Source organism: Flavobacterium sp. ACN2, from assembly GCF_002303885.1.
Lineage (GTDB): Bacteria > Bacteroidota > Bacteroidia > Flavobacteriales > Flavobacteriaceae > Flavobacterium.
In genome coordinates this window covers 146,953-170,509 of record NZ_MRCM01000008.1, presented here as the reverse complement: position 1 = coordinate 170,509, position 23,557 = coordinate 146,953, and the positions used below count along the sequence as shown (strand labels likewise).

The following is a 23,557-nucleotide window of genomic DNA, read 5'->3' as shown; positions in this document are numbered from 1 at the left end:
ACAAATCTAAAATCTAAAATCAGAAATCGTTAATCTAAAATCAAAAATCAAAATGGCATACGATAAATTTACTATACTTACCAGCAGTGCAGTGCCACTGCCAATTGAGAACGTTGATACAGATCAAATCATTCCAGCTCGTTTCTTAAAAGCTACAAAACGCGAAGGTTTTGGAGACAACCTTTTTAGAGACTGGAGATACAACGGAGACGATACACCAAAAGCAGATTTCGTTTTAAATGATTCTACTTATTCTGGAAAAATTTTGGTTGGAGGAAAAAACTTTGGTTCTGGATCTTCTAGAGAGCACGCTGCTTGGGCAGTTTACGATTACGGATTCCGCGCTGTAGTTTCTAGTTTCTTTGCTGATATCTTCAAAGGAAACTGTTTAAATATTGGTGTTTTGCCAGTACAAATCAGCCCAGAATTTGCTGAAACTATTTTCAAAGCAATTGAAGCTGATCCTAAAACAGAATTAGAAATCAATCTTCCAAACCAAACTATTACTTTATTGTCGACTGGTCAGCAAGAATCTTTCGCTATCAACGGATACAAAAAAAACAATATGATTAATGGTTTTGACGACATTGATTATTTACAAGATATGAAGGAAGATATTAAAGCTTTTGCTGATAAACTTCCTTACTAAATAGAAATCTCATTCAGGATATTAGACCCGACAGGTTTCAAAAACCAGTCGGGTCTTTCTAGAATAATTGGACGCGGATTTTATTTTATTCAATATAAAAAATCTGTTTTATCAGAGTCTTCGCAAAACGAATCCGTAAAATCAGCGTCAAAATTAAAACAGGAATATTAAAAATATTCCACCCGTTAGAAACATCAATATGGAAAAAAGAAAAATTGAAATAATGGATACGACACTTCGTGATGGTGAACAAACCTCAGGAGTATCTTTTTCTGCTGCAGAAAAACTAACCATTGCGCAATTGTTGTTGGAGGAATTAAATATTGATAGAATCGAAATTGCTTCTGCACGTGTAAGCGAAGGAGAATTTCAGGCCGTAAAAGGCATTACTTCATGGGCTGAAGAACGTGGTTACATTGAAAGAATCGAAGTTCTGACGTTTGTTGACGGAGGCGTTTCAATTGACTGGATGAAAAAAGCTGGAGCCAAAGTGCAAAATTTGTTGACCAAAGGTTCAATGAATCACTTAACGCATCAATTGAAAAAAACACCCGAACAGCATTTTTCTGAAATTGCTCAGATTATATCTTTAGCTAAAGAAAATAATATAGAAACTAATGTTTATCTGGAAGACTGGAGCAACGGAATGCGAAATTCTCCAGATTACGTTTTTCAATTCCTAGATTTCTTAGCAACTCAGCCAATTAAAAGAGTTTTACTTCCTGATACTTTAGGCGTTTTAATTCCATCTCTAACTTTTGAGTTTATTTCAAAAATTAGAGCGAAATATCCAAACATTCACTTTGATTTCCACGCACATAACGACTACGATTTAAGCGTTGCTAATGTTATGGAAGCGATAAAAGCTGGAATCAACGGACTTCATGTAACAGTAAACGGAATGGGAGAACGTGCTGGAAATGCACCTCTTGAAAGTACTGTTGCTGTAATTAACGATTATTTGCCACAAGTAAACATCAATGTAAAAGAGACTTCTCTATATTCTGTAAGCAAGTTGGTAGAAACTTTTACAGGCTACAGAATTCCTGCCAACAAACCTATAGTAGGTGATAATGTTTTTACACAAACAGCTGGAATTCACGCTGACGGTGACAACAAAAACAACTTGTATTTTAACGATCTTCTTCCGGAACGTTTTGGAAGAAAAAGAAAATATGCTCTAGGAAAAACTTCAGGAAAAGCCAATATCGAAAAAAATCTTCAGGAATTAGGTTTAAAACTAAACAACGAGGATTTGAAATTGGTTACCCAAAGAATTATCGAGTTGGGCGACAAAAAAGAAACCGTAACCAAAGAAGATCTTCCATACATTATTTCGGATGTTTTGGACAGTCATACGTACGAAGAAAAAATAACTATAAATTCTTATATGCTGGTTCATTCTAAAGGAATGCGCCCATCTACGACTTTATCTTTAAATTTAAACGGAGAAATAATCGAAGAAAATGCACAGGGAGACGGTCAGTTTGATGCTTTTATGAATGCTTTATCTAAGATTTATAAAAGCAAAAAATTAACGCTTCCAAAATTAATTGATTATGCGGTAAGAATCCCTCCAGGAAGTAGTTCTGATGCATTGTGCGAAACCATTATTACATGGGTCAACAACGGAAAAGAATTCAAAACCCGCGGATTAGATTCAGATCAAACCGTTGCAGCGATTATTGCAACGCAAAAAATGCTTAATATAATTACTTAAGGAGCTAAGAAACTAAGGCCTGAGGTTCTAAGATTTTTCTTTGACCTTAGAACCTTAGCAACTCAGAACCTTAGAACCTTTAAAAAAAACTAAGCCACTAAGAAGAAAAACTTAGAACCTTAGCAACTCAGAACCTTAGAACCTAAATAACACATATAGAATGAAATTAAACATAGCCCTTTTAGCCGGAGACGGAATCGGACCAGAAGTAATAAATGAAGCAGTAAAAGTATCTGATGCTATTGCAAAAAAATTCGGACATGAAATCACTTGGAAACCAGCTTTAACCGGTGCTGCTGCAATTGATGCAGTGGGAGAACCTTATCCAGATTCAACACACGAAGTTTGTAAAAATGCTGATGCGGTTCTTTTTGGAGCAATCGGCCACCCAAAATATGATAATGATCCTTCTGCACCAGTACGTCCAGAGCAAGGTTTGTTAAAAATGCGTAAAGCTTTAGGTTTATTTGCAAACGTAAGACCAACTTTTACATTCCCATCTTTATTAGATAAATCTCCTTTAAAAAGAGAAAGAATTGAAGGAACTGATTTAGTTTTCTTAAGAGAATTAACTGGAGGAATTTACTTTGGTGAAAAAGGAAGAAAAGACAACGGAGATACAGCTTACGACAACTGTGTTTACACAAGAGCCGAAGTACAGCGTTTAGCTAAAAAAGGTTTTGAATTAGCCATGTCTCGTTCTAAAAAATTATGCTGCGTTGACAAAGCAAACGTTTTGGAAACTTCACGTTTATGGAGAGAAACAGTTCAGGCAATGGAAAAAGAGTATCCAGAAGTTGAAGTAAGCTACGAATTTGTTGATGCGGTTGCTATGCGTTTGGTTCAATGGCCAAACTCTTATGATGTATTGATTACGGAGAACTTATTTGGAGATATTTTAACTGATGAAGCTTCTGTAATTTCAGGTTCAATGGGATTAATGCCTTCTGCGTCTATGGGAGCTGAAGTATCTTTATTTGAACCTATTCACGGTTCTTACCCACAAGCTACAGGATTAAACATAGCAAACCCAATGGCTACTATTTTATCTGCTGCGATGATGTTCGAAAACTTCGGATTGATGGAAGAAGGAAAAGCAATGAGAGATGCTGTAAACAAGGCTTTAGAAGCTGGAGTAGTTACTGAAGATTTAGCTAATGGCGGAAAAGCATACGGCACTAAAGAAGTTGGTGACTGGTTAGCTGCGAATGTATAACTTAGTTAATTTTTGTTTCAGGTTTCAAGTTTCAACAACCTGAAACTTGAAACCTGAAACAAAAAAAGGGATCAACGAAAGTTGATCCCTTTTATATTTTAGAAAAAAAACATTAATATTCTCTTCTGTTTCCGCGATCTCCGCCACGGTTGTTTCCGTAACCACCACGATCGTTTCCTCCGCGGTTGTTATTAAAACTTCTTCTTTCGCCTTCTGGTTTTGGCTCAGATTTATTTACAACGATTGTACGACCTGAAACTACAGCACCGTTCAATTCATCGATTGCTTTTTGAGCCTCTGCATCATTTGGCATTTCAACAAAACCAAATCCTTTACTTCTTCCAGTAAATTTATCAGTAATAATTTTAACAGAGTCAACTGCTCCATAAGCCTCAAAAGACTCTCTTAAATCTGCTTCCTCAATACTGAATGGAAGGCTTCCAACAAAAATATTCATAGATATTTATTTATAATAATAAGCAAATGTAGTCTTATTATTCTGTAATCTACTATATATTAGTTTATTTAAGTTTTTATTTTGATTTTGCAAAATATATTCAGACGAAGAACTTAATCAACGGGAACAAAATTCCCTTCTGGTGCAACTGGAATTTTATAAAAAACACCTTCTGAAAAGCGCATTTCTTGCTTCTCAGCACTAGGATCAGTATTAACTACAGTAAATTTAAACGTTCCCGAAATAGTTTTTTCTTCCGTATTATATTCCGTCACGACAATTTGCCCGCTTCCTTTGGCAGCTCCTGTACTAAATTCTGCTTCTTGTCCTTTATAAGTGTTTTTATAAATAGCTTTTGTAACATCATCTACACCTAAAACATAGGTCTTTACGGTTGGCGTAGGAAGTTTAAAACTTATTTGTTCATACCCTAGAGAACCATGTATAACAAAAGTTCCATTCGATTCTGTTCCTGCTTCGTAAACTTGAGCCCTCCAAAAATTATTGTCTTTTAAAGTCTGAAAAGCAGGATTATTAAATCTTACATCTTCTGTACAAGAGATAAGTAAAAGTAAAAATGATAAAAAGTAAAAGTATTTTTTCATGTTTAAAATGAATTTGATGCAAAAGTATTGCATTAAGAACTAAATACTTAAATTAAAAAGTCAAAAAAATGCTAAAAAAACAACTCAAGTATATTTAATCTTCTTTAAAACGTGTTTTTCATAAAAAAATTATATCTTTGCGCCCTTAATTAACAGAGGTCGAGTACCTCAAAATTTAATCACTAGATTATGTCAGTAAAAATTAGATTACAAAGACACGGTAAAAAAGGAAAACCTTTTTACTGGGTAGTAGCTGCAGATGCACGCTCAAAAAGAGATGGTAAATACTTAGAGAAAATCGGTACTTACAATCCAAATACTAACCCAGCAACTGTTGAGTTAAACCTTGACAGCGCAGTTAAATGGTTACACAATGGTGCTCAACCAACTGATACTGCAAGAGCTATTCTTTCTTACAAAGGTGCTTTATTGAAACACCACCTTGATGGAGGAGTTCGTAAAGGTGCTTTAACACAAGAGCAAGCAGATGCTAAATTAACTGCTTGGTTAGATTCAAAAGCTGGTAAAGTTGATGCTAAAAAAGATGGTTTATCTAAAGCAAAAGCTGATGCTAAAGCAAAAGCTTTAAAAGCTGAGCAAGAAGTTAACGCTAAACGTGTTGCTGATGCTGCTGCCGCACAAGCTGAAGCTGAAGCTGCTGCACAAGCTACTGAGGCTGCTGAAGAAGTTGCTGAAGCTACTGAAGAAGCTCCTGCTGCTGAAGAGAATAACGAAACAACTGAAGCATAATTTTACTTAGCGATAATGCGTAAAGAAGACTGTTTTTATTTAGGTAAAATCGCTAAAAAATTTAGTTTCAAAGGTGAAGTCTTGGTCTATTTAGACACAGATGAGCCTGAGTTATACGAAAATCTGGAATCAGTGTTTGTTGAACACAACAAACACTTGGTTCCTTTTTTTATTGAAACAAGTTCATTACACAAAAACGACTTTCTAAGAGTTCGTTTTGAAGATGTAAATACCGAAGAAGATGCAGATGCTTTATTAGGAAATGCAATCTACCTTCCTTTAACTATGTTGCCAAAACTTACTGGCAATAAATTCTATTTCCACGAAGTTATTGGCTTCGAAATCGAAGACCAGCGTTTAGGTGTTTTCGGAAAAATAACTTCTATCAACGATTCAACTGCCCAGCCTCTTTTTGAAGTTTTAAATGGTGAAGTTGAAATCTTAGTTCCAATGATTGATAATTTTCTTGTAAAAATTGATCGTGAGAACAAAAAAGTAATCATGGATCTTCCTGAAGGTCTTGTTGAGATGTACTTATAAAGTTAGAAATTCCAATTCTTAAATTCCAAATTCCAAAACTTAAACAAAGTTAAATTCCAACTTTTTTAAATTCCAAATTCCAAAACTTAAATTAGGTTAAATACCGATTCTTTAAGTTCCAAACCTTAATCAAGGTTAAATTTTTTCAAAATTCCAAATTCTGGAAATGGGAGGCTTTTTTATTTATTTTTGAAAGAAAAAACTTTCTTTTCATGTCTTTTTATTTATATTTATGCTTAATAAATTGAAATTTGGAATTTAAAAAAATTGGAGTTTAATAACCATGAGTAAACCATACAATCTAGAAGAAAGAACCTTCTTGTTTGCGAAAGAATGCAGAATTTATATTCGTGCTTTACCTAAAACCACATCTAATATTGAAGACGGAAAACAATTAGTACGTTCATCTGGTTCTGTTGGAGCAAATTATATTGAAGCAAATGAAAACCTTGGAGATAAAGATTTATTGTTTCGTCTTAAAATAGCCCGGAAAGAAGCTAAGGAATCTAAATTTTGGCTTCAGCTCTTAAACGATTTAAATCCTGATCAAAACTCACTTTCAGAATCTTTATTATTTGAAATTGAAGAGTTACGAAAAATTCTTTCTGCCATAATTACCAAAACTTCTAAGCAATAAATTAATATTTAATCTTACTTTTGCAGCTCAACAAAACTATCCACTTCAATTGGAATTTGGAATTTTCATTTTGGAATTTCTGCTCTTAGATTGGAATTTGGAATTTTACAAATTGGTATTTTAATTTATGTTTCAGTTTAAGCAATTTTCTGTTAAACAAGACAAAACCGCTATGAAAGTAGGCACTGATGGTGTTTTACTTGGCGCTTGGGCTCCCATTCATCATAATCCGTTTAGTGTTTTAGATGTTGGCGCTGGAACAGGAATTATTGCTTTAATGCTAGCACAGAGAAGCCATGCTGAACAAATTGATGCTCTAGAAATTGATGAAGACGCTTACGAACAAGCGGTAGAAAATTTTGAAAGTTCTCCTTGGGGCGATCGTTTATTTTGTTTTCATGCTGGTTTAGATGAATTTATTGAAGAACCGGAAGATGAATATGATTTAATTGTTTCGAATCCGCCTTTTTATGCTGAGGATTACAAAACAGATAACGAACAACGCGATTTAGCGCGTTTTCAGGATGCAATGCCTTTTGAAGAAATTGTTGAGGCTGCCGATTTATTACTTTCAGAAAACGGAATTTTAGCCGTTATTCTTCCTTTCAAAGAAGAAGAAAAATTTATTGCTTTAGCAAAAGAATCAGAACTTTATCCAATAAAAATCACAAGAGTTAAGGGAACTCCAAAATCGGAAATTAAGCGTAGTTTATTAGCTTTTAGCCGAAATGAAGTTCCTGAAATTGAAATCGATGAACTTATCATCGAAATCGACAGACACGTTTATACTCCTGAGTATATTGAATTGACTAAAGATTTTTATTTAAAGATGTAAAAAGCATCTTTAAATAAATTACTCTTTTTGCAGACACACTCCTCTTTGAAAACCTATTCCATTCGGATTTTCTTCATTAAAATATACTATTGAATAAGTAACACATTGATCATCTGTATAAATTATTTCTGCTACACTTTTATCCCCAATTTTAACATTATCTGCTCCTAAATTTTTAATACAGATCTTTTCTAATTTGCAATCACTAAGCCATTTGACACTCCAAACTGTTTGCAATTTACTTTCAAAATAACCCTCTTCAATAGAATCTTTCCGAATAGCATATTCATCTGGAAAAGCTGGAGCCGCAAACTTTCCATTCTTAAATTTAGTACAATCTAATTTTTGAGAATAACTAACAGCCCCTAATAAGAATAGACAAAAAACGATGATTTTTTTCATTATACTTTTACTATTATTTTAATTATTTGCCGTTTTTAGCAAAAAGAATTGCTCTTTCCAAAACTTCATCCTTGCCTTGCTGAATACCTAAAATAGTTGGTTTAACTTCGATATCTGGAACAATACCAATTCTTTGAGTTTCTTTTTTGTTTGGATAAAAAACTCCATAGCAGGTAAATGAAGTATAAAATCCTTTAATGAGCGAAAATCCGTAGTTTGCTCCATCTGCACCACCAGTCTGACTTCCGATAACTACACAATTAGGAACCGTTTGTAAACTCATTACAGTAAATTCAGCATGACTTACAGCTTTTTCATTAGTTATAACAATTACTTTTCCTTTATAATGATCTGGATTATTTTTTCCGCACTTCTGAATTCCTTCTCTCCAATAATAACGCCCAGGATAATTTACATCTGGATCAAGAAATCTAGCAAATTCGTTCTCTTCAGAATTAAGCCAATCTGCAATTGGATACATAACCTCGTGTGGTCGATTTCTATTATCAAAAATTATTGCATTCGTATTGTTTAATGCCGAAATTAAGGCTGGGACATCTGCTGGATTAAGTTCATCAAAATCAACGTAACCTATATTACCCTCTAAAATTTTCCATTTTTCTTTATCTGAAAACTGAATTTTTAAATCTTCGTACTTATATCTATTAATAGACTTTACTGCCGTTTTTCCGTCTCGAATAAATTCGATTTCAAAAGAAGGTGTTTTTCCGTTAAAAATTGCCCAATATGCATTCTTTAAAACAGACGGCTCGTTAGACCCTTCTACATACTTTCGGTTTTCATTCAAAATTTCCGCAATTGTTTTTCCTTCTACTTTTGTAATTACATCTCCAATTTTAATGTCACTAACTTTTGCTAGAGAATCATTTTTCAATGCAACAACTATCGCTTTTTCATCAATGATATTAACATCTGCAGGAATAAATTTATCCCCAAAATATTCGAACAATTGAGACATACTAGTTGAAGCGTGAGTATCATTTAGCTTTACAGAGATCTCGCGCATTGCCAAATTAAAATCCTTTTCAGATTCTGGAGTATAATATCTTGGTAGCATTTCATTTAATACTTTATCCCAATTTTGATCCATTTGGTATTTATAGGGAAAGAAATATTCAATGTAATTCCAATATCTGAATAACGCCAAAAGACGAAGTTTTTTGTCCGTCCATTTAAAATCTGCATATTTTACTTCATTTTTAAATTGTAATGGAGGGCCATTACTGCCGAATTCATAAGCAACATAGTACTGTTTTTCATGAATTCTATTCTCTTCAATAAATTTCAATTTTTTTGAAAGTGATTTCGAGAACAATTCTTTATTATTGACCCATGACAAATCGAAATTTTTATCAAAATATTCTTTTTTTACAGCAGGTTTTAAAGATTCCTGTTTTTTAATTTCCCCCAAAGAATCAATCCAATTTTCAATTACCAGAGAAAATGCTTCAGAAGTCTTCGCTTCTTCAACTTTTGGTAGGATTTGAAATAATTGTTCATCCCAATTTTTACTTCCATCGGTAACATTTGGATGATAATATTTTAAGAAACCCCAGATTTTACAGGTTGCAGCTAGCTTTTGAGTTTCGGTAATTGGTTTTGAAAAAGAATATTGAAATAATAATAAAAAGGCAATAAGTACTGTTTTTTTCATTTAAAATTTGTGATTTTGGTTAGTGGTTAGGTATGTGGGATTGGTTAATTTTTAAACTTGTTCAAAAATGCTTTTAAACTGATACAGGATTCTCTCAATTAAACGCAGATCTTCGGTTACAATCTCTGCATTTCCTTTCATTTCCTGCTGGAAAGCAATTTGTTTATTGTATGATGTTTTCAAACCGTTTGGAAGCGCAACATCTATAAGTAGATTTCCTTCTTTATCGGGCACCAGCGAAATATTTTTGATCTCTCCTTTTAAAACGCCAAATTCTCTATCAGGAAAATTTGCCAAACGAATATTCACCCTCTGCCCCACTTTTATTTTTCCTGAATTTAAAGCTGGAGCTTTTACTTTTCCTATGAAACTGTTTTTTGCATCTGGAATAATAGAAAACACGTTATCTCCAACATTTATAGTCTGATTTTCGTTCCAAACCTGCAAAAAGGTGACCTTTCCACTAATTGATGATTTTAAAGCATACGCCAACTCCCAATCTCTTATCACTTTTTTCAATTGATAAAAGGACTGAGAAACACTACGGTCGAGATTAACCTCTTCTTTAGTGCTATTTATTTGCAAATTCTGGCTTGATTTTGTGTTGTCAATCAAAGAAGATCTCAATTGAGAAATCGAGGACAGCAGGCTTCGATAGTTCTTTTGCGCCTGAAGGAAATTCAATTTTTTAACTTCCATTTCCTGAGCAGAAATAATTCCTTTATTGAACAGCGTTTCAAAACGAGCCACTTCATTTTTCTGAAGTTCCAATTCGCGTTCGTTAATTATTTTCTGTTGCTGCAGGATTTCCAGTCTTTCTGTTATTTGGACCTTTTCAGACTGTTGCGCTCTACTTTCGATCTGAAATGGATGTAGGTCTTTATTTAATTCTTGCGCCTGGTAATCTTTCTGGAATGCAGCATAAGCGCTTTCTACTTCACCGAACTGAACATTTTTCAATAGCTCAAAAGGAAATTCTTTTTGGGAGTTATTGATGTCGTATTTGTCAACAATATCCTTTAGTCGAAAAATATCCTTGTAATTGGCTGTGTTTTCAATAATAGCCAATGTGCTGTTTTTAGGAACCAGCATTTTATTTTTAACCAAAATAGCCTCAATACGTCCAGAAGATTTTGAAACGATCTTCTCTGGCGGAATATTAGTGGTAATTACGATTTCTGTTTTTACAACATCTGGATATTTGACAAACCAGGAAACAAAAAACAATAAAACAATTATGGTAAATATTAAAACTGTTCCCCATCGTATCATCCAATGTGGTACTTTGGTCAGGATATCCTGAACCTCTTCGCTTCTTAATTCAAATGTATCTTTGTTCATGATTAATTTCCTAATTGCAGTTGGTTTTTAACCAATTCAAAATAATTACCTTTTTGTTCTACCAATGACGAATGGCTTCCTATCTCTATGATTTTTCCTTTATCTAAAACCACAATCTGATCAGCATTCATAACAGTACTCAATCGATGCGCGATTACCACAACCGTTTTTTCTTTGAAAAAGATATCGAGTTTTTTCATGATTTCTTTTTCATTATTGGCATCTAAAGCCGAAGTGGCTTCATCAAAAAATAAAATTTCGGGATTTTTATAAACGGCTCTTGCTATAAGCAAACGCTGTTTCTGTCCTGTACTCATTCCCAATCCTTCAGAACCTACCTTGGTATTAAAATTTAGAGGCAGCTCACTGATATATTGTTTAATATTTGCCACATCTGCAGCATAAAGCAATCTCTCTTTATCAATTTTATCAACTCCAATAGCAATGTTGTTCGCAATGGTATCACTAAAAATAAAACCTTCTTGCATTACGGCTCCAATATTAGCTCTCCATGCATGTTGCGAAATATTTTTAAGCTGTGCGTTTCCAATAAGCACTTCTCCTTTTTCAGGTTCGTAGAACTTGAGCAGGAGCTTCATTAAAGTCGTTTTACCGCTTCCGCTAACACCAACTATTGCCGTTACTTTATTGCTCGGAATTACAAGACTTAAATTGTCTAAAACAGGAATATCTGAACCTAAATATCGAAAAGAAAGGTTTTTAATTTCTATATCGACATCTTGCGGAACTTCACTTGTCTGGTTGACCTCCTGCTGGACTTCATCTTCTTTTTGATGGATTTCAGACAATCTGGCTAAAGATATTTTAGCATCCTGAAGCTCCCTAACAAATTCAATAAGCTGCGTAATCGGCCCATTTAAACTCCCAACAATCGAGCTGATTGCTAACATCATACCTAAAGTTATAGAACCATCAATCACTAATTTTGCCGAAAGAAATACGATAAAAATATTCTTTAATTCATTAATAATTGAAGAACCAATGGTTTGAGTCTGCTCCAAAACCAATCCTTTTATAGAAACCCTAAAAAGTCTTGCCTGAACATACTCCCAGCCCCATCGTTTTTGCTTTTCGGCATTATGAAGCTTAATTTCCTGCATTCCGTTTATCAGCTCTATTACTTTACTTTGCTCATTCGAAATTTCTGCAAATCGTTTATAATCTAATGCTTCTCTTCTTTTCAAGAATAGAATTATCCAACCAAAGTATAACACACTTCCTGCAAAAAAGACTAAAAAAATCTGCAGATTATAATAAGCCAAAACAGCTCCCATTATAAACATATTAATTACAGAAAATAGAACATTGAGCGATGATGTGGTAAGAATTTTTTCGATACGGCGATGATCATTTATTCGCTGCATGATATCTCCAGTCATTCGGACATCGAAGAAGGAAATAGGCAGATTCATTAATTTAATAAAGAAATCTGAAATAAGGGAAATATTGATTCGGGTTGATAAATGTAGTAGAATCCAGCTCCTAATAAGGTCCAAACCTGTTCTTCCAGCAAAAAGAAAAAGCTGGGCAAAAAGAACCAGATAAATAAAATTAAGATTTTGATTTTGGATTCCGACATCAACAATACTTTGAGTCAAGAAAGGGAAGATAAGCTGCAGCAAACTGCTGGCCAATAAACCGATACTCAACTGTATCAAAAATGATTTATAGCGAAGAATATAATGCGATAACAGTCCAAAACCTATTTCTCCACCTTCTTGTTTATCAAATTCAGACTGAAAGAAAACAGGTGTTGGTTCCAACAGCAATGCCACACCTTCTTTGGTTTGATCGTCGGCATTATTGCCAATCCAGAATTTTAAAAAGTCTTCTTTATTATATTGAATTAGTCCAAAACCTGGATCAGAAATATAGTATGTCCCTTTTTTGATTTTATAAAGTACAACATAATGGTTTTGGTTCCAATGCAGAACACAAGGCAAGGGCACCTCTTCTAATCTCTCCAGGCTTAGCTTTACCCCTAAAGTTCTAAAGCCTGTTTTTTCGGCAGCATCGCTTAAAAAAAGTAGATTACTTCCTTCACGAGTTGTCTCGCTTGCATCACGCAATTCCTGAATTTTGATTGTTTTTCCGTAATGTTTTGCAATTATTTTTAAACACGTTGGGCCACAATCTTTGTAATCTGCCTGTTTATAATGGGGAAATTTTTTCAATTTTCATTCAAATTTATTGTCAGCAATATAATCTAAAATACTTACAAAAGAGTATAAAATTACTATGATATTGCGTCCTCTGCCATTTCACTAATAAAATATTTCAGATCCAGCAAATCATATTCAGAAGGATAGATACTTCCATTTATTAATTTTACAGGTACAGAATTGAATCCATTTTTTTCAAACCAATCATATTGTGTCTGGATTTGTACTTTAGTCTCATCTTCTATAACTATATCCCATTTCTTATTCCAATCTTCTATTGGAAGATTATCAATATGCCAGTCAGATAGTGCTTCAGCAACTTTTTCAGGATTATTTTTCTTGATTTGTAAAATTTTGCATGGAATAGTTACCGATGGATTGTCTTTATTAATATTAAACAAAATGCTCAAAGATATTTTATCAGGATAATTCTTTACCAAATCTACACCTTCTTTAAAAGCAATATGACAATATTTACAATTTGGACTCAAAATTAAATTTAGCTCGATTTTAGCACCTGAATTCCCTACAAATATCTTATCAAGATTATGAAATTTCTCTTCTAAAACAAGCCTTGAATCCGTTAGTATTTTGAATATTTTATAATTACGCTTAAATCGTTTTAATTCCTTATTTTGTGTATTTAAATCTATATTTTTAGAAATAATTGGCTTTATTATCAACCAAGATGACATCACAAGAACTAAAGAGATTATATACTCAAAGTAAATACTATAAGAATAAAAATTTCCCTCAAATAAAACCGAATAATAAAAGCCTGCATTAAATAGTAGAATACATGATATTATCAAACACAGTAAACACCATTTTTTTAGTTTTACTTTTTGCAACCAAATAGAATATAAAATAAATGGAATTGCAACAATACTTAACATCCCAATAGTGAGAGTTGCTTTATATGTGTCAAAAATAAAACTAAAGAAGCTACTTCCGAAAAAAATCAGAGGTAAATCAGAAAAACTTAAAAGTCCAAAAAAGAATTGTTGATCTGATTTTATAACACTATTACATGATACTTCTTTACTTAAAGAACAAAATTTAAACAATGACTCTTCTGTCAAATTAAACTTTTCCTGAATTATAAAGATGCTAAATATAAGACCAACTAGTGTAGAAAAGAAAAAAACTAAATTGATCCAATTAAATGAATTATAAAATATAAAACCAAATATAAAAACTGTTGGCACAAGATAAAACCAATACTTGCTTTTGATATTAGCATTACCTTTTTTTTCTGTATTTGCCTCTAAACCAAGAACAATTCCAGTCCAAATGTCATTAAACTCATTCCGATTTAATATGATTGAATTTTGATTTTTATAATGAACTAAAATATTTAAATCTTTCTTTTCTATTAACACTAGCTCTTCAGATATACTAGATTCATTTATTAATGCTAAAAAAGAATCTGGTAAATCTTCAAATTGATCGATAGAAATTCGAGTTGCTATATTTTCAATCTTTAGCATATCTAAAGTATCATTTATAGCAAACAAACTAGGATAATTAGGATGAGATAAAAATAGGTCAGTAAACTCTTCAGTTAAATATTTATAATCATTTAATACTAAAAATCTCTTTAGAAGCTTTTCCATTAATTTGTTTTTTTTCTAACCTTTTTACCTTTCTTGTTTTTTTGTTATCTATGATTATAACTACCTCTGTTACGTCATATGCGTTTTTATTAAAAAATAATAATGTAGATATTTTTAAATTTTCAAGCCATCTCGAAAATGCCTCTTTTAGATTTAAAATGCTTAAATAGAATTCAAAGAATATCTTATAGAACTTAATTCTAAAGGATTTCTCAGGATAAGAGGAAAAGTAATTCTTACCGATATAAAATTTTGAAGGTACTTTTTTCCAAAAAAAAGGCACAAAGTGTGGAAAATTCTTAAATGAGATTAAATGATACAATAGTATTTCGTACTGATCTTTAAAGCTAAGCGTACCATTATCCCAAAGTAAATTTCCTGGAACACCTTCAACAACAAAGAAATCAAAATAAGCTCTAATTTTTTCTTCCTGATTAAGTCTTTTTATCACATGAGTCATTGTTTCTATTTCCGATTCTAATTCAAAAATAGATTCTCCCGCTTGAAGCTCTGAAAACAAGTTGCCGCATTCATCAAATACAAAGTTTTTTTCGTTCTGAAAAACAAACTTATAATCTTTACTTTCCTCATATAATTTATTTACAAATTCATTATTTCTAAACAAAGTAAAAAAACCTGTAACGTATTCATCCCGAACACAGACCACATCAAAATTATCTAAAATCTCATCGGTCATAAATGTCCTTATATTTCCGAAGATTAAATCAATGTCTCCATGTCCCCAAAAGTCATAATCAGTAATAAATTCTGAAAAAATTACTCCATATGCGGGCTTAAAATCACATAATTTATAAGGAGAATTCAATGAAACAGAAAAGCCAATTTTCTCACTTATTAATTTTTTCAATTCTAAAAATGAGTATTCAATTACAATTATATTTTTCGGCAGTTCGTCATTAATTTTTATATCTGTGAAAATTATAAAATCTACTGACGGATTGTACTTACATGATTCAATGAAAAATTTAAAATACCATGGAAATTTTCCATAGTAAGGATATAGCAAAGCTATTTTCTTAGGATTATCCATGCTCTAATTTATTTAATAAGGGAAGCCGTTATTTTATCATAAAATTTTTGTTTCTCGCTTGGATAACCTTCAACTAAAGTTATTTTTTTTGTTTTGTAATTATAAACAAAATAATGAGGCACATAATCAATAACTGCTTTCATTATTTTTTCATTTCTATAGATCTCGCTTGCAAAATAATGATACCCAACTAAACCGTAGTCGTTAATCATTTTCTTCCATAAATCAACACTTGCTTCGTTATCAATAGTCACATACATCGTTTTAATATCCTGTTTGCCTAAAAACAGATGCAGTTCGTCATTATATTCAAATTGTTTAATACATGGAGAGCAATATGTTGCCCAAAAATCAATGAACAAATTTTGATTTGGATATTTTTCAGCAATTGCCTCCTCAAAGGATTTCTTTTCATCAATAAGGCTATTTGAAATCGACAACCCAACAGTTGAGTCATACGAACTTAAACTTCCTATTGGAGAATTATTATTCTCCTTTTGTTTTAGATCATCTTCAAAAAGAAGATTCTCAATTATCATATTATAATTGCTTTCAGGATATTTTTTTATAAAGGCCCTGTAAACAGCTATTAAGTCTTTTTTATTTTTTACACAATTGAATCGTATTGACTCAAAAATACAACTTGCAATATATATTTCTTTGTATTGTTCGGGCTCTACAAAATCAATTACACCAAAATTTGATCTGCAACTTTTAAATAGCTCATCAAATTGATTCCAAAAACTATTGACTTTTTTATTTGTTTTTTTGGCCTGTGCTTCCATATTCCAACCCGTCATATAGAGGTTTTGATCCAATATGGTACTATACAAACTATTTTCGTTGAATACAGAATACTTTGAATTATAAAACTCAACTAATTTTTGAGCTTCTTTTGTATCAAATGCTAATCCTAATTTTTTTTTCGTTTCCTCATTTCTTCCGTTTTCTGAATAATTACCCGCAAAAAAATTAATTCGCCCCTCTATTTCAGCATTAACTGCTTTTAAACAATTCGCACTAATTTTTTTCTCTTTGTTTAAAACTTTGTAAAAATTAAATATTTTTTGTTTTTGAATATCTACATTTTTAATAACATCATCTGCATTTTTGTACTTTTTTAAAACCGTCAAAACATCAAAAACGCTATCTGCACTTAATTTTAAGTATGAATTATTTGTATAAAGGTTATTAAAAGCTGAATTATTCCCGCTTATTTCAATTCTATCTTTTTTTTGTTCTATTATTATGGAATCTCCTTTCTCTACAAAAAAAGAAAAACTTCCAAACATATACGGATCTTCATAAACTGTAATAAAGCCATTAGAATCTAATTCTAATTTTTTTACAAATTGGCCATTTTCAACTTTTATATCGTCGCCATTTTTTTTATAAAAACTTTTAGGATAATTTCCAATTGGTTTTGCTACTTTAAGAAGTTTGCCATTTTGTTTATCAAAACCTTTGCCTAGAATAACTGCATTATTTTGCGAAAAAATTTCCTGGTTAAAAAATAGCACAAGAAACAAAACTAGTAGTCTTTGTTTATATTTATAAATACTTATAGTCATAATAATTTAAGATAATTCTGAAGGCTTTGTTGCTGATTAAAAGAAAAATTAATAAAGAGTAAGGAGTTGCCTCCTTACCCTACTCTGTAATTTAGCAACTTACATTGCAAGCAGAGCAACATGCGCTAGCAGAAGAATACTCTCCTAGATAACGACCATTGCAAGAGCAAGAAAATCCGCCATTAATACTCTTCATTTCAGCTTTGCTTAAAGCTTTACCAAATTTTTGTAAATTTTTCATAATTTTAAAAATGTTATAGTTAGGAAATAACTCATAGATAATTTTAAAGTTTTATGATTTGCTCGCGATCAAATTTATAATTTTAAGATTAAACTTATGATTATTATAAATATAATACTTTTAAACTTACAAAATAGCAATATTTAAATTTTAACATAAAAAAACAGAGAAGATATAATCTTCTCTGTTTCGTATTTAAAAACAAATTTTAGCAACACAATTTCTTTAGGACATGGTCGCGGTTACCCTAACCAAATAAAATTAACACAGCGACCAACTCCTAAGAATCTCAGTACCAATCATCAATACTGAGAATTTGCTCAATGTTCCACGATCGAGCGCCTATACATTCAAAAAAAACATGACTAAATTCTAAATAAGGCTATATCGTATTACTTTTAAAAAAAGTTAAAAATCAACAACAAAGACGACTTGTATCACAAATACCCGATGATGTATTTAGCGGACAAGTTTCGCCTAACGGTATTAAAATGCATCCTGCTTCCAAAGCATAAACCCAACAATCTGGAATTCCTCCCTTCATGGTCTTCTGTACATTTTTGTTAATGTACTGAGCACCTTCGAGTTTTAAAATCTTCTTTAACATAATTAATACCTTTTTTATATAATAACAGTGTTTGATTGTTACTATCTAAACATTAAAATTAGCAAGCATAATATTTCTCGACAGCTGTGTCATTGCAATTCAGTTCTTGTGAATACTCACTTCCTAAAATGCTTTTCTGCTCTTTTTTTGTCAGCTTTCTTGTTTCTTTGCTTTTTAAAATTTTTTCTAACATAACTGGTTATTTACATTTTTGAGTTTAAGCCTCAAATCCCTAATAACTTGATGCTTACTATTTATTCCTTAACAACTTCCGACGTAACTATTTGGTATGCAGTTCCAATGTGCTTTCACAGTTCCAAATTCTGTACATCTTTTCGCTTTAAATCCATCTTCACAAATAGGAGCATGATCTCCATTCATTGTTTTCAGCTCATTTGCAGTCAATTCTACTGCACCTTTCAATTTCAAAATATTCTTTAACATAACTGCAGGTTTTAAATCGGGGGATTCACTTTTTCTATTTTAACAGTCGAAATTTCTGTTTTTTTATGCTGTCTTCTCTAAAACTTGAACTTCCTCAACAAAATCATTTAAGAAATATTTCAATTCGTTCAATTCATATTCATTTGGAAACAGCCTTTCATTGACAATTTTAATAGGTGTATAATTAAAATTGTTCATAGAGCACCAATCGTATTGTTTCTGAATTTCCTGATTTATCATCATGCTTACAGAATCAACATTCCATTTTTTAAGCCATTTTTTGTGAACCATTCTCTTGATATACCAATCTGAGATTGCTTCAACTGTTTTTCCTGGCGTTGTTCTATTAATTGTTAATAGTCTTTCTACAACTGCTTTGTAAGGATTGTCGTTATTTTCTGGATTAATATTAAAGAGAACATTCAAAAATATTTTGTCTGGAAACTTCAATACTAAATCAAAAGCTTCTTGAAAAGTTTTATAACAATGTCCGCAACTTGGGCTAAGAATTACAGAAAGTCTAACTCCTGCATTTTTATTGCCAAATGTCAAGCCTCTTAAATCTTCAAATCCTTTTGTATATTTTACTTTTTTAGATAAGAAATTTAATAGCGAATAATTTCTTTTAAATTTTTTAAGCTCTTTTAAAGAGTTCTCATTATCAAGCATTTTTTTAATCATCACTTTAACTGTCGCCCAGATCGGAATTAAAAGCAATAAAGAAAATACATAAGGAAAAATGGCATTAAAACTAAAACTCAATGTAAAAAGATCTGATGAAAACCAAACAATACTTTGAACCAAGATTAAGAATGATATTGCTAAACACATTATACACCATTTTTGAATCTCGAATTTCTGAATCCAGATCGAACAAACTATTATTGGAATGGCTAATAGACTTAAGAATCCAATAAAAATAGCCGAACTTAAAGGCTGAACTAATATGGCAATGATGCTTGATCCAAAGAAAAGCAATGGCAAATCTGAAAAACTCAACCATCTATTTGCAATATCATCATTGAAACTTATTACAGAATGGCAAGAAGAATTTGAACTTAAATTACAGAATTTTGAAATTACGGTGTTTTTAACTCCCCATTTCTCCTGTACAATAAATATGCTTACAACAAAACCTAGTACTGATGTTACCAAAAAGGAAGCGCTAAACAAATCAAAACGATTAAAGAAGAAAGATAATCCAGCTACTAGGGCAAGAGGCAGAAAATATTTCAACCAATTGTATTCTATTTTAAGATTATCTCTTGCTACAACATTGTTTGGTTCAATAGCTACAATTACACCATTCCAGTCTAAAAGGAATTTATCATAAGATAATTTTTGAGTTCCTTTTTTTGTTGTTGTGATTCTAACGCCGCTTTTAATTTTTTCTACCAGTATTAATTCGTCTTTAAAATAAGCCAAAAAGTTTGAAGGCAAATCTTCAATCTGCTCTTTCGAAACTCTCACTGCTGCGTTCTCTACAGAAAGCAAATCAAACGAGTCTGTAATGGCAAACAAACTCGGATAATTTGGATGTGACAAAAACAGATCCTTAAACTCATTTTTGATATCTGAGTAGCGATTGATTTGCAGAAATTTTTGGACCAGCTTTAACATCGTTTTGGATCGTTTTTAAATCATAATTACACTGCAAAGATTGGGGTTTTTATTGATTAAAATCGCATGAACACATACATTTTATTAATTATACCACATACAATTTATAAATTATACCAAGTATAGTAACCACGACAACATGTTGAAATACAAGACTTTAAATGTTTATTTATTTATCAAAAAGCTTCAAAAGCCCATTTTCGATTAACGGTTTCGCTTTTTATCTAGTTTTGGATAAGTAATAATCTAAACATTAATAAACATGAAAAATAGGCCCTAAAAAAGAGGTGATTTTACAAGAAAAAAATCATAAAAAGAGGATGCAAAAAATGACCAATTTAGTCCATAATTGATCCTCCAAAAGAACAAAAAACACTCCCAAAAAAGCAAAGAAAAACAATTTTAAAAAATCGGAATTAACTTATAAATAAATCTCTTTTTCTACTGCTTTTAAAGACCAAAAAATAAACCCAAAAAACTTTACATAATCAATTTTTAGCGCTGTTTTTTATCGCATCTGATGTGACTGCCAAAAAATATTTATGAAAGATTTATAGTACTAATTTTCAATAATACAAATATCAAAAACATGAAAAATTCAAAATTAACATTCAGCGATTTTCAAATAGATAAACTTTCTAAAGAAGAACAAAAAATAATTAGAGGGGGAAATATAGACCCAAATGATGTAAACGAGCCAAAAAAAACTGGCGGAAACGGGAACCCATAAACAATAGAAAAAACTCTTTAAAAACTAATCCAAAAAAAATTAAAAGTCATGAAAAATAGCAAATTAACATTCGAAAATTTTCAATTAGAAACAATCTCTAGAAAAGAGCTAAAAACAATTAAAGGAGGTGACGATCCAGTTATTGATCCAAATAATCAAAACGAACCTAAAAAAACTGGCGGAAACGGGAATCCATAAGCAATAGAAAAAAAACTCTTTAAAAACTAATCCAAAAAATTAAAAGTCATGAAAAATAGCAAATTAGCATTCGGAAATTTTCAATTAGAAGCAATCTCTAGAAAAGAGCTAAAAAAAATTAAAGGAGGTGACGATCCAATTGATCCAAATAATCAAAACGAGCCTAAAAAAACTGGCGGAAACGGGAATCCATAAACAATAGAAAAAAACTCTAAAAACTAATCCAAAAAAATAAAGTCATGAAAAATAGCAAATTAACATTCGAAAAATTTCAATTAGAAGCAATCTCTAGAAAAGAGCTAAAAACAATTAAAGGAGGTGACGATCCAATTGATCCAAATAATCAAAACGAGCCTAAAAAAACGGGCGGGAATGGAAATCCCTAAGCAATAGAAAAAACTTTTAAAAACTAATCCAAAAAAAAATAAAGTCTTGAAAAATAAAAAATTAACATTCGGAAATTTTCAATTAGAAGCAATCTCTAGAAAAGAGCTAAAAACAATTAAAGGAGGAGGTGACGATCCAACTATTGATCCAAATAATCAAAACGAGCCTAAAAAAACGGGCGGAAATGGAAACAATTAAAAAAAGTTACATCTTATGAAACTAAATATTATTCGCAAACTGAGCTGGAGACACTCCGGTTCTTTTGCGAAATGATTTTGCAAAAGATACGGCATTTTTAAAACCAACACTTTCTGCAATTGCCTGCGTCGAATATTTTCGATACAAATGGTTTGTAATCATCTGATTGATCACGTAGTTAATTTTCAATTCATTAGAATATTCACTAAATGATTTTCCAAATCTTTTATTCACTACATAAGACAAATAAGTGGTATTGGTCTTTATTTTTTTTGCAGCATAGGAAAGCGTAAAATCGGCATTTAAGTATTCTAGCTTTTCTTCCAAAAGCAATAGTTTTTCTACTATTTTATTTTCTTTGGCTTCGTCGATACTCAAATTAGCATTTTCTTTTTTCAAGGCAACATCCTCTACTTCTGGAATTTCTGTTACTATTGCTTCAGCTGCAACTTGCTCAGTTTCTGTTTTTTCAAGTTCTTTTCTTTCCAGATTAGCTTTGAACTCTTCAATTAAAGCGTTCATTTTCTTTTGCGCTTTATTTTTATCCCTAATATTTTTTATGAGAAAAAATACAATTCCAACTACGAGAATGACATAAAATATTTTTAATGCTTTATTCCAAAACACTTCATATTTATATTTCTCCTGAACGCTAAGCATTTCTCCGCTAAGATCTGCCGTACCCAATTTATAGTTAACCTCTAATGCTTCATCTCTAAGATTTCCTTCATATTTTTCATAAGAATCCAAGTATAGTTTAGAGTGTTTGTAGGCTAACTCAGGTTCATTTTTGATACTGTAAATTTTAGCCTGTATATAGTTAGACCTAAAAAAACTAATGTCTACCGTTTTGTTTTTTTGACTAATAGAATCTACCTTTTTTAAAAATATAAGCGCTCTATCATATTTTTTAATCGAATAATAAAGGTCTCCTAAATTAAAACAAGCAACTTGATATAGCGATTCATTGTCCACTTGTTTTGCATAAAAAGAGATATCGTAATAAATTTTTTCGGCGTTGGTAAAGTCCTTTTTAAATACATAAATATTACCTAAACTAAGTTTGGCAGTAGTCTTGTTATCGATAAATTTATCCGAATAGGCTACACTTTTTTTGTAATAATATTCCGCAGAATCTAATAAATAGGTTTTTTCACGATTTTTAGAATAATATCCTTCGTAAGAATTTCCAAGATTGGTATAAGTGTTGCTTTTAGAATTTTGAAACTGATCTTTTTCGTACAGACTTTCATTCTTGTCTAAGAATGCTTCATTTTGTTTTAAGATTTTTATAGATAACTGATAGTTGCCAACACTTTCATTAAGCAAAGCAATATTGGCTTTAAATTTTACAATTTGAACAACATCACCTATTTTAGTAGAAAGTTTAACTCCTTCCTGATAGCTGCCCAGAGCCTTACCATAATTAGATCTTTTCCAATAAGTAAGACCTCTATAGTTACACAGATAAGCTTGCAGTTTTGTTTTTTCGTTTGATTCAGGAATCTTGTCTAAGTGCTTTATCGCTTCCGCATACATTTTTTCAGACTTATCAGCATCTCCTTTTAACTGATACAAATACGAACCTGCACCATAAGCAAAAGCTTTGTGGATGTTATCTTTAGACTTAAGCATCTGATTCACAAAACCTAAGCCTTCATCATTATCTCCATTAACACTAAAGCGGATTTTATCCTGTAATTCTAAATACTTTTCTTCTGTAAGCTCTCCATTGGTTTGAGCAGCTCCACTGCAAAGCATTAGTAATAAAAAGAAAAAAGAGATGATCAGCCTCATTAAGTTTGTTTTTGGAATTCAAAAATAGTCTATAAATTATCAATAAACTACAATTTATTTGCCAAATTCCTATTAATTTTATTTTTA

The 23,557-nt window shown here is 31.5% G+C and carries 24 protein-coding genes; 12 read left to right on the top strand and 12 right to left on the bottom strand.

Annotated elements, in window-relative coordinates; genetic code table 11:
* Positions 1 to 52: 52 nt before the first annotated feature.
* The 3 genes from leuD (at position 53) to leuB (ending at position 3,585) form a co-directional block, all read left to right on the top strand.
* Positions 53 to 649, top strand: coding sequence for a 3-isopropylmalate dehydratase small subunit (gene leuD, locus BSF41_RS11920; RefSeq protein ID WP_095929714.1), 597 nt, complete (start codon positions 53 to 55; stop codon positions 647 to 649).
* Positions 650 to 848: 199 nt separating this feature from the next.
* Positions 849 to 2,369: an alpha-isopropylmalate synthase regulatory domain-containing protein gene (locus BSF41_RS11915; protein ID WP_095929713.1), complete on the top strand. Its 1,521-nt coding sequence runs from the start codon at positions 849 to 851 to the stop codon at positions 2,367 to 2,369.
* A gap of 160 nt (positions 2,370 to 2,529) precedes the next feature.
* Complete coding sequence (leuB, locus tag BSF41_RS11910) at positions 2,530 to 3,585, top strand: 3-isopropylmalate dehydrogenase (protein WP_095929712.1); 1,056 nt, start codon at positions 2,530 to 2,532, stop codon at positions 3,583 to 3,585.
* A gap of 112 nt (positions 3,586 to 3,697) precedes the next feature.
* On the opposite strand, the gene BSF41_RS11905 is transcribed toward leuB, so the two are convergent.
* Both BSF41_RS11905 and BSF41_RS11900 read right to left on the bottom strand, forming a co-directional pair.
* Positions 3,698 to 4,042 carry an RNA-binding protein gene (locus tag BSF41_RS11905; RefSeq protein WP_095929711.1) on the bottom strand — a complete coding sequence of 115 codons (345 nt, stop codon included), beginning with the start codon at positions 4,040 to 4,042 and terminating at the stop codon, positions 3,698 to 3,700.
* 113 nt (positions 4,043 to 4,155) lie between these two features.
* Positions 4,156 to 4,647 carry a DUF6252 family protein gene (locus BSF41_RS11900; protein WP_095929710.1) on the bottom strand — a complete coding sequence of 164 codons (492 nt, stop codon included), beginning with the start codon at positions 4,645 to 4,647 and terminating at the stop codon, positions 4,156 to 4,158.
* A 189-nt stretch (positions 4,648 to 4,836) separates the two neighbouring features.
* Between BSF41_RS11900 and BSF41_RS11895 the strand changes: the two genes are divergently transcribed.
* The 4 genes from BSF41_RS11895 (at position 4,837) to BSF41_RS11880 (ending at position 7,409) form a co-directional block, all read left to right on the top strand.
* Positions 4,837 to 5,397 carry a 30S ribosomal protein S16 gene (locus BSF41_RS11895; RefSeq protein ID WP_095929709.1) on the top strand — a complete coding sequence of 187 codons (561 nt, stop codon included), beginning with the start codon at positions 4,837 to 4,839 and terminating at the stop codon, positions 5,395 to 5,397.
* 15 nt (positions 5,398 to 5,412) lie between these two features.
* Positions 5,413 to 5,937: a ribosome maturation factor RimM gene (gene rimM / locus BSF41_RS11890; protein ID WP_095929708.1), complete on the top strand. Its 525-nt coding sequence runs from the start codon at positions 5,413 to 5,415 to the stop codon at positions 5,935 to 5,937.
* A gap of 283 nt (positions 5,938 to 6,220) precedes the next feature.
* Positions 6,221 to 6,574, top strand: a complete 354-nt coding sequence (locus BSF41_RS11885) for a four helix bundle protein (RefSeq protein ID WP_095929707.1) — start codon at positions 6,221 to 6,223, stop codon at positions 6,572 to 6,574.
* A gap of 127 nt (positions 6,575 to 6,701) precedes the next feature.
* A complete protein-coding gene (locus BSF41_RS11880) occupies positions 6,702 to 7,409 on the top strand; it encodes a tRNA1(Val) (adenine(37)-N6)-methyltransferase (protein WP_095929706.1) in 708 nt (235 codons plus the stop codon).
* An 18-nt stretch (positions 7,410 to 7,427) separates the two neighbouring features.
* Here BSF41_RS11880 and BSF41_RS11875 read toward each other — a convergent pair whose 3' ends face one another.
* The 9 genes from BSF41_RS11875 to BSF41_RS11830 all read right to left on the bottom strand — a co-directional run bounded on the left by BSF41_RS11875 (position 7,428) and on the right by BSF41_RS11830 (position 20,160).
* Positions 7,428 to 7,811 (bottom strand): hypothetical protein, encoded by a 384-nt coding sequence (locus BSF41_RS11875; RefSeq protein ID WP_095929705.1) that lies wholly within the window; start codon positions 7,809 to 7,811, stop codon positions 7,428 to 7,430.
* A 22-nt stretch (positions 7,812 to 7,833) separates the two neighbouring features.
* Positions 7,834 to 9,486, bottom strand: coding sequence for a S41 family peptidase (locus tag BSF41_RS11870; protein ID WP_095929704.1), 1,653 nt, complete (start codon positions 9,484 to 9,486; stop codon positions 7,834 to 7,836).
* 51 nt (positions 9,487 to 9,537) lie between these two features.
* Complete coding sequence (locus BSF41_RS11865) at positions 9,538 to 10,827, bottom strand: HlyD family secretion protein (RefSeq protein WP_095929703.1); 1,290 nt, start codon at positions 10,825 to 10,827, stop codon at positions 9,538 to 9,540.
* 2 nt (positions 10,828 to 10,829) lie between these two features.
* Positions 10,830 to 13,022 (bottom strand): peptidase domain-containing ABC transporter, encoded by a 2,193-nt coding sequence (locus BSF41_RS11860; RefSeq protein ID WP_095929702.1) that lies wholly within the window; start codon positions 13,020 to 13,022, stop codon positions 10,830 to 10,832.
* Positions 13,023 to 13,084: 62 nt separating this feature from the next.
* Positions 13,085 to 14,626: a vitamin K epoxide reductase family protein gene (locus BSF41_RS11855; RefSeq protein WP_095929701.1), complete on the bottom strand. Its 1,542-nt coding sequence runs from the start codon at positions 14,624 to 14,626 to the stop codon at positions 13,085 to 13,087.
* The gene (locus BSF41_RS11850) at positions 14,589 to 15,677 is read right to left on the bottom strand and encodes a DUF6625 family protein (protein WP_216359044.1); all 1,089 of its coding nucleotides are present in this window, start codon (positions 15,675 to 15,677) and stop codon (positions 14,589 to 14,591) included. Before BSF41_RS11850 ends, BSF41_RS11855 begins: the two co-directional genes overlap by 38 nt.
* An 8-nt stretch (positions 15,678 to 15,685) precedes the next feature.
* Positions 15,686 to 16,969: a hypothetical protein gene (locus BSF41_RS11845; RefSeq protein WP_141248138.1), complete on the bottom strand. Its 1,284-nt coding sequence runs from the start codon at positions 16,967 to 16,969 to the stop codon at positions 15,686 to 15,688.
* A gap of 1,388 nt (positions 16,970 to 18,357) precedes the next feature.
* Positions 18,358 to 18,540, bottom strand: a complete 183-nt coding sequence (locus tag BSF41_RS11835; protein WP_095929698.1) for a hypothetical protein — start codon at positions 18,538 to 18,540, stop codon at positions 18,358 to 18,360.
* Positions 18,541 to 18,603: 63 nt separating this feature from the next.
* Positions 18,604 to 20,160 carry a vitamin K epoxide reductase family protein gene (locus BSF41_RS11830; protein WP_095929697.1) on the bottom strand — a complete coding sequence of 519 codons (1,557 nt, stop codon included), beginning with the start codon at positions 20,158 to 20,160 and terminating at the stop codon, positions 18,604 to 18,606.
* A gap of 589 nt (positions 20,161 to 20,749) precedes the next feature.
* On the opposite strand from BSF41_RS11830, the gene BSF41_RS11825 reads away from it, so the two are divergent.
* Genes BSF41_RS11825 through BSF41_RS11805 form a run of 5 tightly spaced genes read left to right on the top strand, consistent with a single transcriptional unit; the run spans position 20,750 to position 21,673 of the window.
* Positions 20,750 to 20,890: an rSAM-modified peptide gene (locus BSF41_RS11825; RefSeq protein WP_095929696.1), complete on the top strand. Its 141-nt coding sequence runs from the start codon at positions 20,750 to 20,752 to the stop codon at positions 20,888 to 20,890.
* Between the two features lie 48 nt (positions 20,891 to 20,938).
* Positions 20,939 to 21,088 carry an rSAM-modified peptide gene (locus BSF41_RS11820; protein ID WP_095929695.1) on the top strand — a complete coding sequence of 50 codons (150 nt, stop codon included), beginning with the start codon at positions 20,939 to 20,941 and terminating at the stop codon, positions 21,086 to 21,088.
* A gap of 48 nt (positions 21,089 to 21,136) precedes the next feature.
* A complete protein-coding gene (locus tag BSF41_RS11815; RefSeq protein ID WP_095929694.1) occupies positions 21,137 to 21,283 on the top strand; it encodes an rSAM-modified peptide in 147 nt (48 codons plus the stop codon).
* Positions 21,284 to 21,327: 44 nt separating this feature from the next.
* Entirely contained in the window at positions 21,328 to 21,474 is a 147-nt protein-coding gene (locus BSF41_RS11810; RefSeq protein WP_095929693.1) for a TIGR04149 family rSAM-modified RiPP, read from the top strand.
* Positions 21,475 to 21,520: 46 nt separating this feature from the next.
* The gene (locus tag BSF41_RS11805; RefSeq protein ID WP_095929692.1) at positions 21,521 to 21,673 is read left to right on the top strand and encodes a TIGR04149 family rSAM-modified RiPP; all 153 of its coding nucleotides are present in this window, start codon (positions 21,521 to 21,523) and stop codon (positions 21,671 to 21,673) included.
* 21 nt (positions 21,674 to 21,694) lie between these two features.
* On the opposite strand, the gene BSF41_RS11800 is transcribed toward BSF41_RS11805, so the two are convergent.
* Positions 21,695 to 23,470: a helix-turn-helix domain-containing protein gene (locus BSF41_RS11800; protein WP_095929691.1), complete on the bottom strand. Its 1,776-nt coding sequence runs from the start codon at positions 23,468 to 23,470 to the stop codon at positions 21,695 to 21,697.
* Between the last annotated feature and the right edge of the window lie 87 nt (positions 23,471 to 23,557).

Coding starts and splice junctions, on each gene's coding strand:
- leuD (WP_095929714.1), top strand. CDS start 53: ATGGCATACGATAAATTTACTATACTTACCAGCAGTGCAGTGCCACTG.
- BSF41_RS11915 (WP_095929713.1), top strand. CDS start 849: ATGGAAAAAAGAAAAATTGAAATAATGGATACGACACTTCGTGATGGT.
- leuB (WP_095929712.1), top strand. CDS start 2,530: ATGAAATTAAACATAGCCCTTTTAGCCGGAGACGGAATCGGACCAGAA.
- BSF41_RS11905 (WP_095929711.1), bottom strand. CDS start 4,042: ATGAATATTTTTGTTGGAAGCCTTCCATTCAGTATTGAGGAAGCAGAT.
- BSF41_RS11900 (WP_095929710.1), bottom strand. CDS start 4,647: ATGAAAAAATACTTTTACTTTTTATCATTTTTACTTTTACTTATCTCT.
- BSF41_RS11895 (WP_095929709.1), top strand. CDS start 4,837: ATGTCAGTAAAAATTAGATTACAAAGACACGGTAAAAAAGGAAAACCT.
- rimM (WP_095929708.1), top strand. CDS start 5,413: ATGCGTAAAGAAGACTGTTTTTATTTAGGTAAAATCGCTAAAAAATTT.
- BSF41_RS11885 (WP_095929707.1), top strand. CDS start 6,221: ATGAGTAAACCATACAATCTAGAAGAAAGAACCTTCTTGTTTGCGAAA.
- BSF41_RS11880 (WP_095929706.1), top strand. CDS start 6,702: ATGTTTCAGTTTAAGCAATTTTCTGTTAAACAAGACAAAACCGCTATG.
- BSF41_RS11875 (WP_095929705.1), bottom strand. CDS start 7,811: ATGAAAAAAATCATCGTTTTTTGTCTATTCTTATTAGGGGCTGTTAGT.
- BSF41_RS11870 (WP_095929704.1), bottom strand. CDS start 9,486: ATGAAAAAAACAGTACTTATTGCCTTTTTATTATTATTTCAATATTCT.
- BSF41_RS11865 (WP_095929703.1), bottom strand. CDS start 10,827: ATGAACAAAGATACATTTGAATTAAGAAGCGAAGAGGTTCAGGATATC.
- BSF41_RS11855 (WP_095929701.1), bottom strand. CDS start 14,626: ATGGAAAAGCTTCTAAAGAGATTTTTAGTATTAAATGATTATAAATAT.
- BSF41_RS11850 (WP_216359044.1), bottom strand. CDS start 15,677: ATGGATAATCCTAAGAAAATAGCTTTGCTATATCCTTACTATGGAAAA.
- BSF41_RS11845 (WP_141248138.1), bottom strand. CDS start 16,969: ATGTTTGGAAGTTTTTCTTTTTTTGTAGAGAAAGGAGATTCCATAATA.
- BSF41_RS11835 (WP_095929698.1), bottom strand. CDS start 18,540: ATGTTAAAGAATATTTTGAAATTGAAAGGTGCAGTAGAATTGACTGCA.
- BSF41_RS11830 (WP_095929697.1), bottom strand. CDS start 20,160: ATGTTAAAGCTGGTCCAAAAATTTCTGCAAATCAATCGCTACTCAGAT.
- BSF41_RS11825 (WP_095929696.1), top strand. CDS start 20,750: ATGAAAAATTCAAAATTAACATTCAGCGATTTTCAAATAGATAAACTT.
- BSF41_RS11820 (WP_095929695.1), top strand. CDS start 20,939: ATGAAAAATAGCAAATTAACATTCGAAAATTTTCAATTAGAAACAATC.
- BSF41_RS11815 (WP_095929694.1), top strand. CDS start 21,137: ATGAAAAATAGCAAATTAGCATTCGGAAATTTTCAATTAGAAGCAATC.
- BSF41_RS11810 (WP_095929693.1), top strand. CDS start 21,328: ATGAAAAATAGCAAATTAACATTCGAAAAATTTCAATTAGAAGCAATC.
- BSF41_RS11800 (WP_095929691.1), bottom strand. CDS start 23,470: ATGAGGCTGATCATCTCTTTTTTCTTTTTATTACTAATGCTTTGCAGT.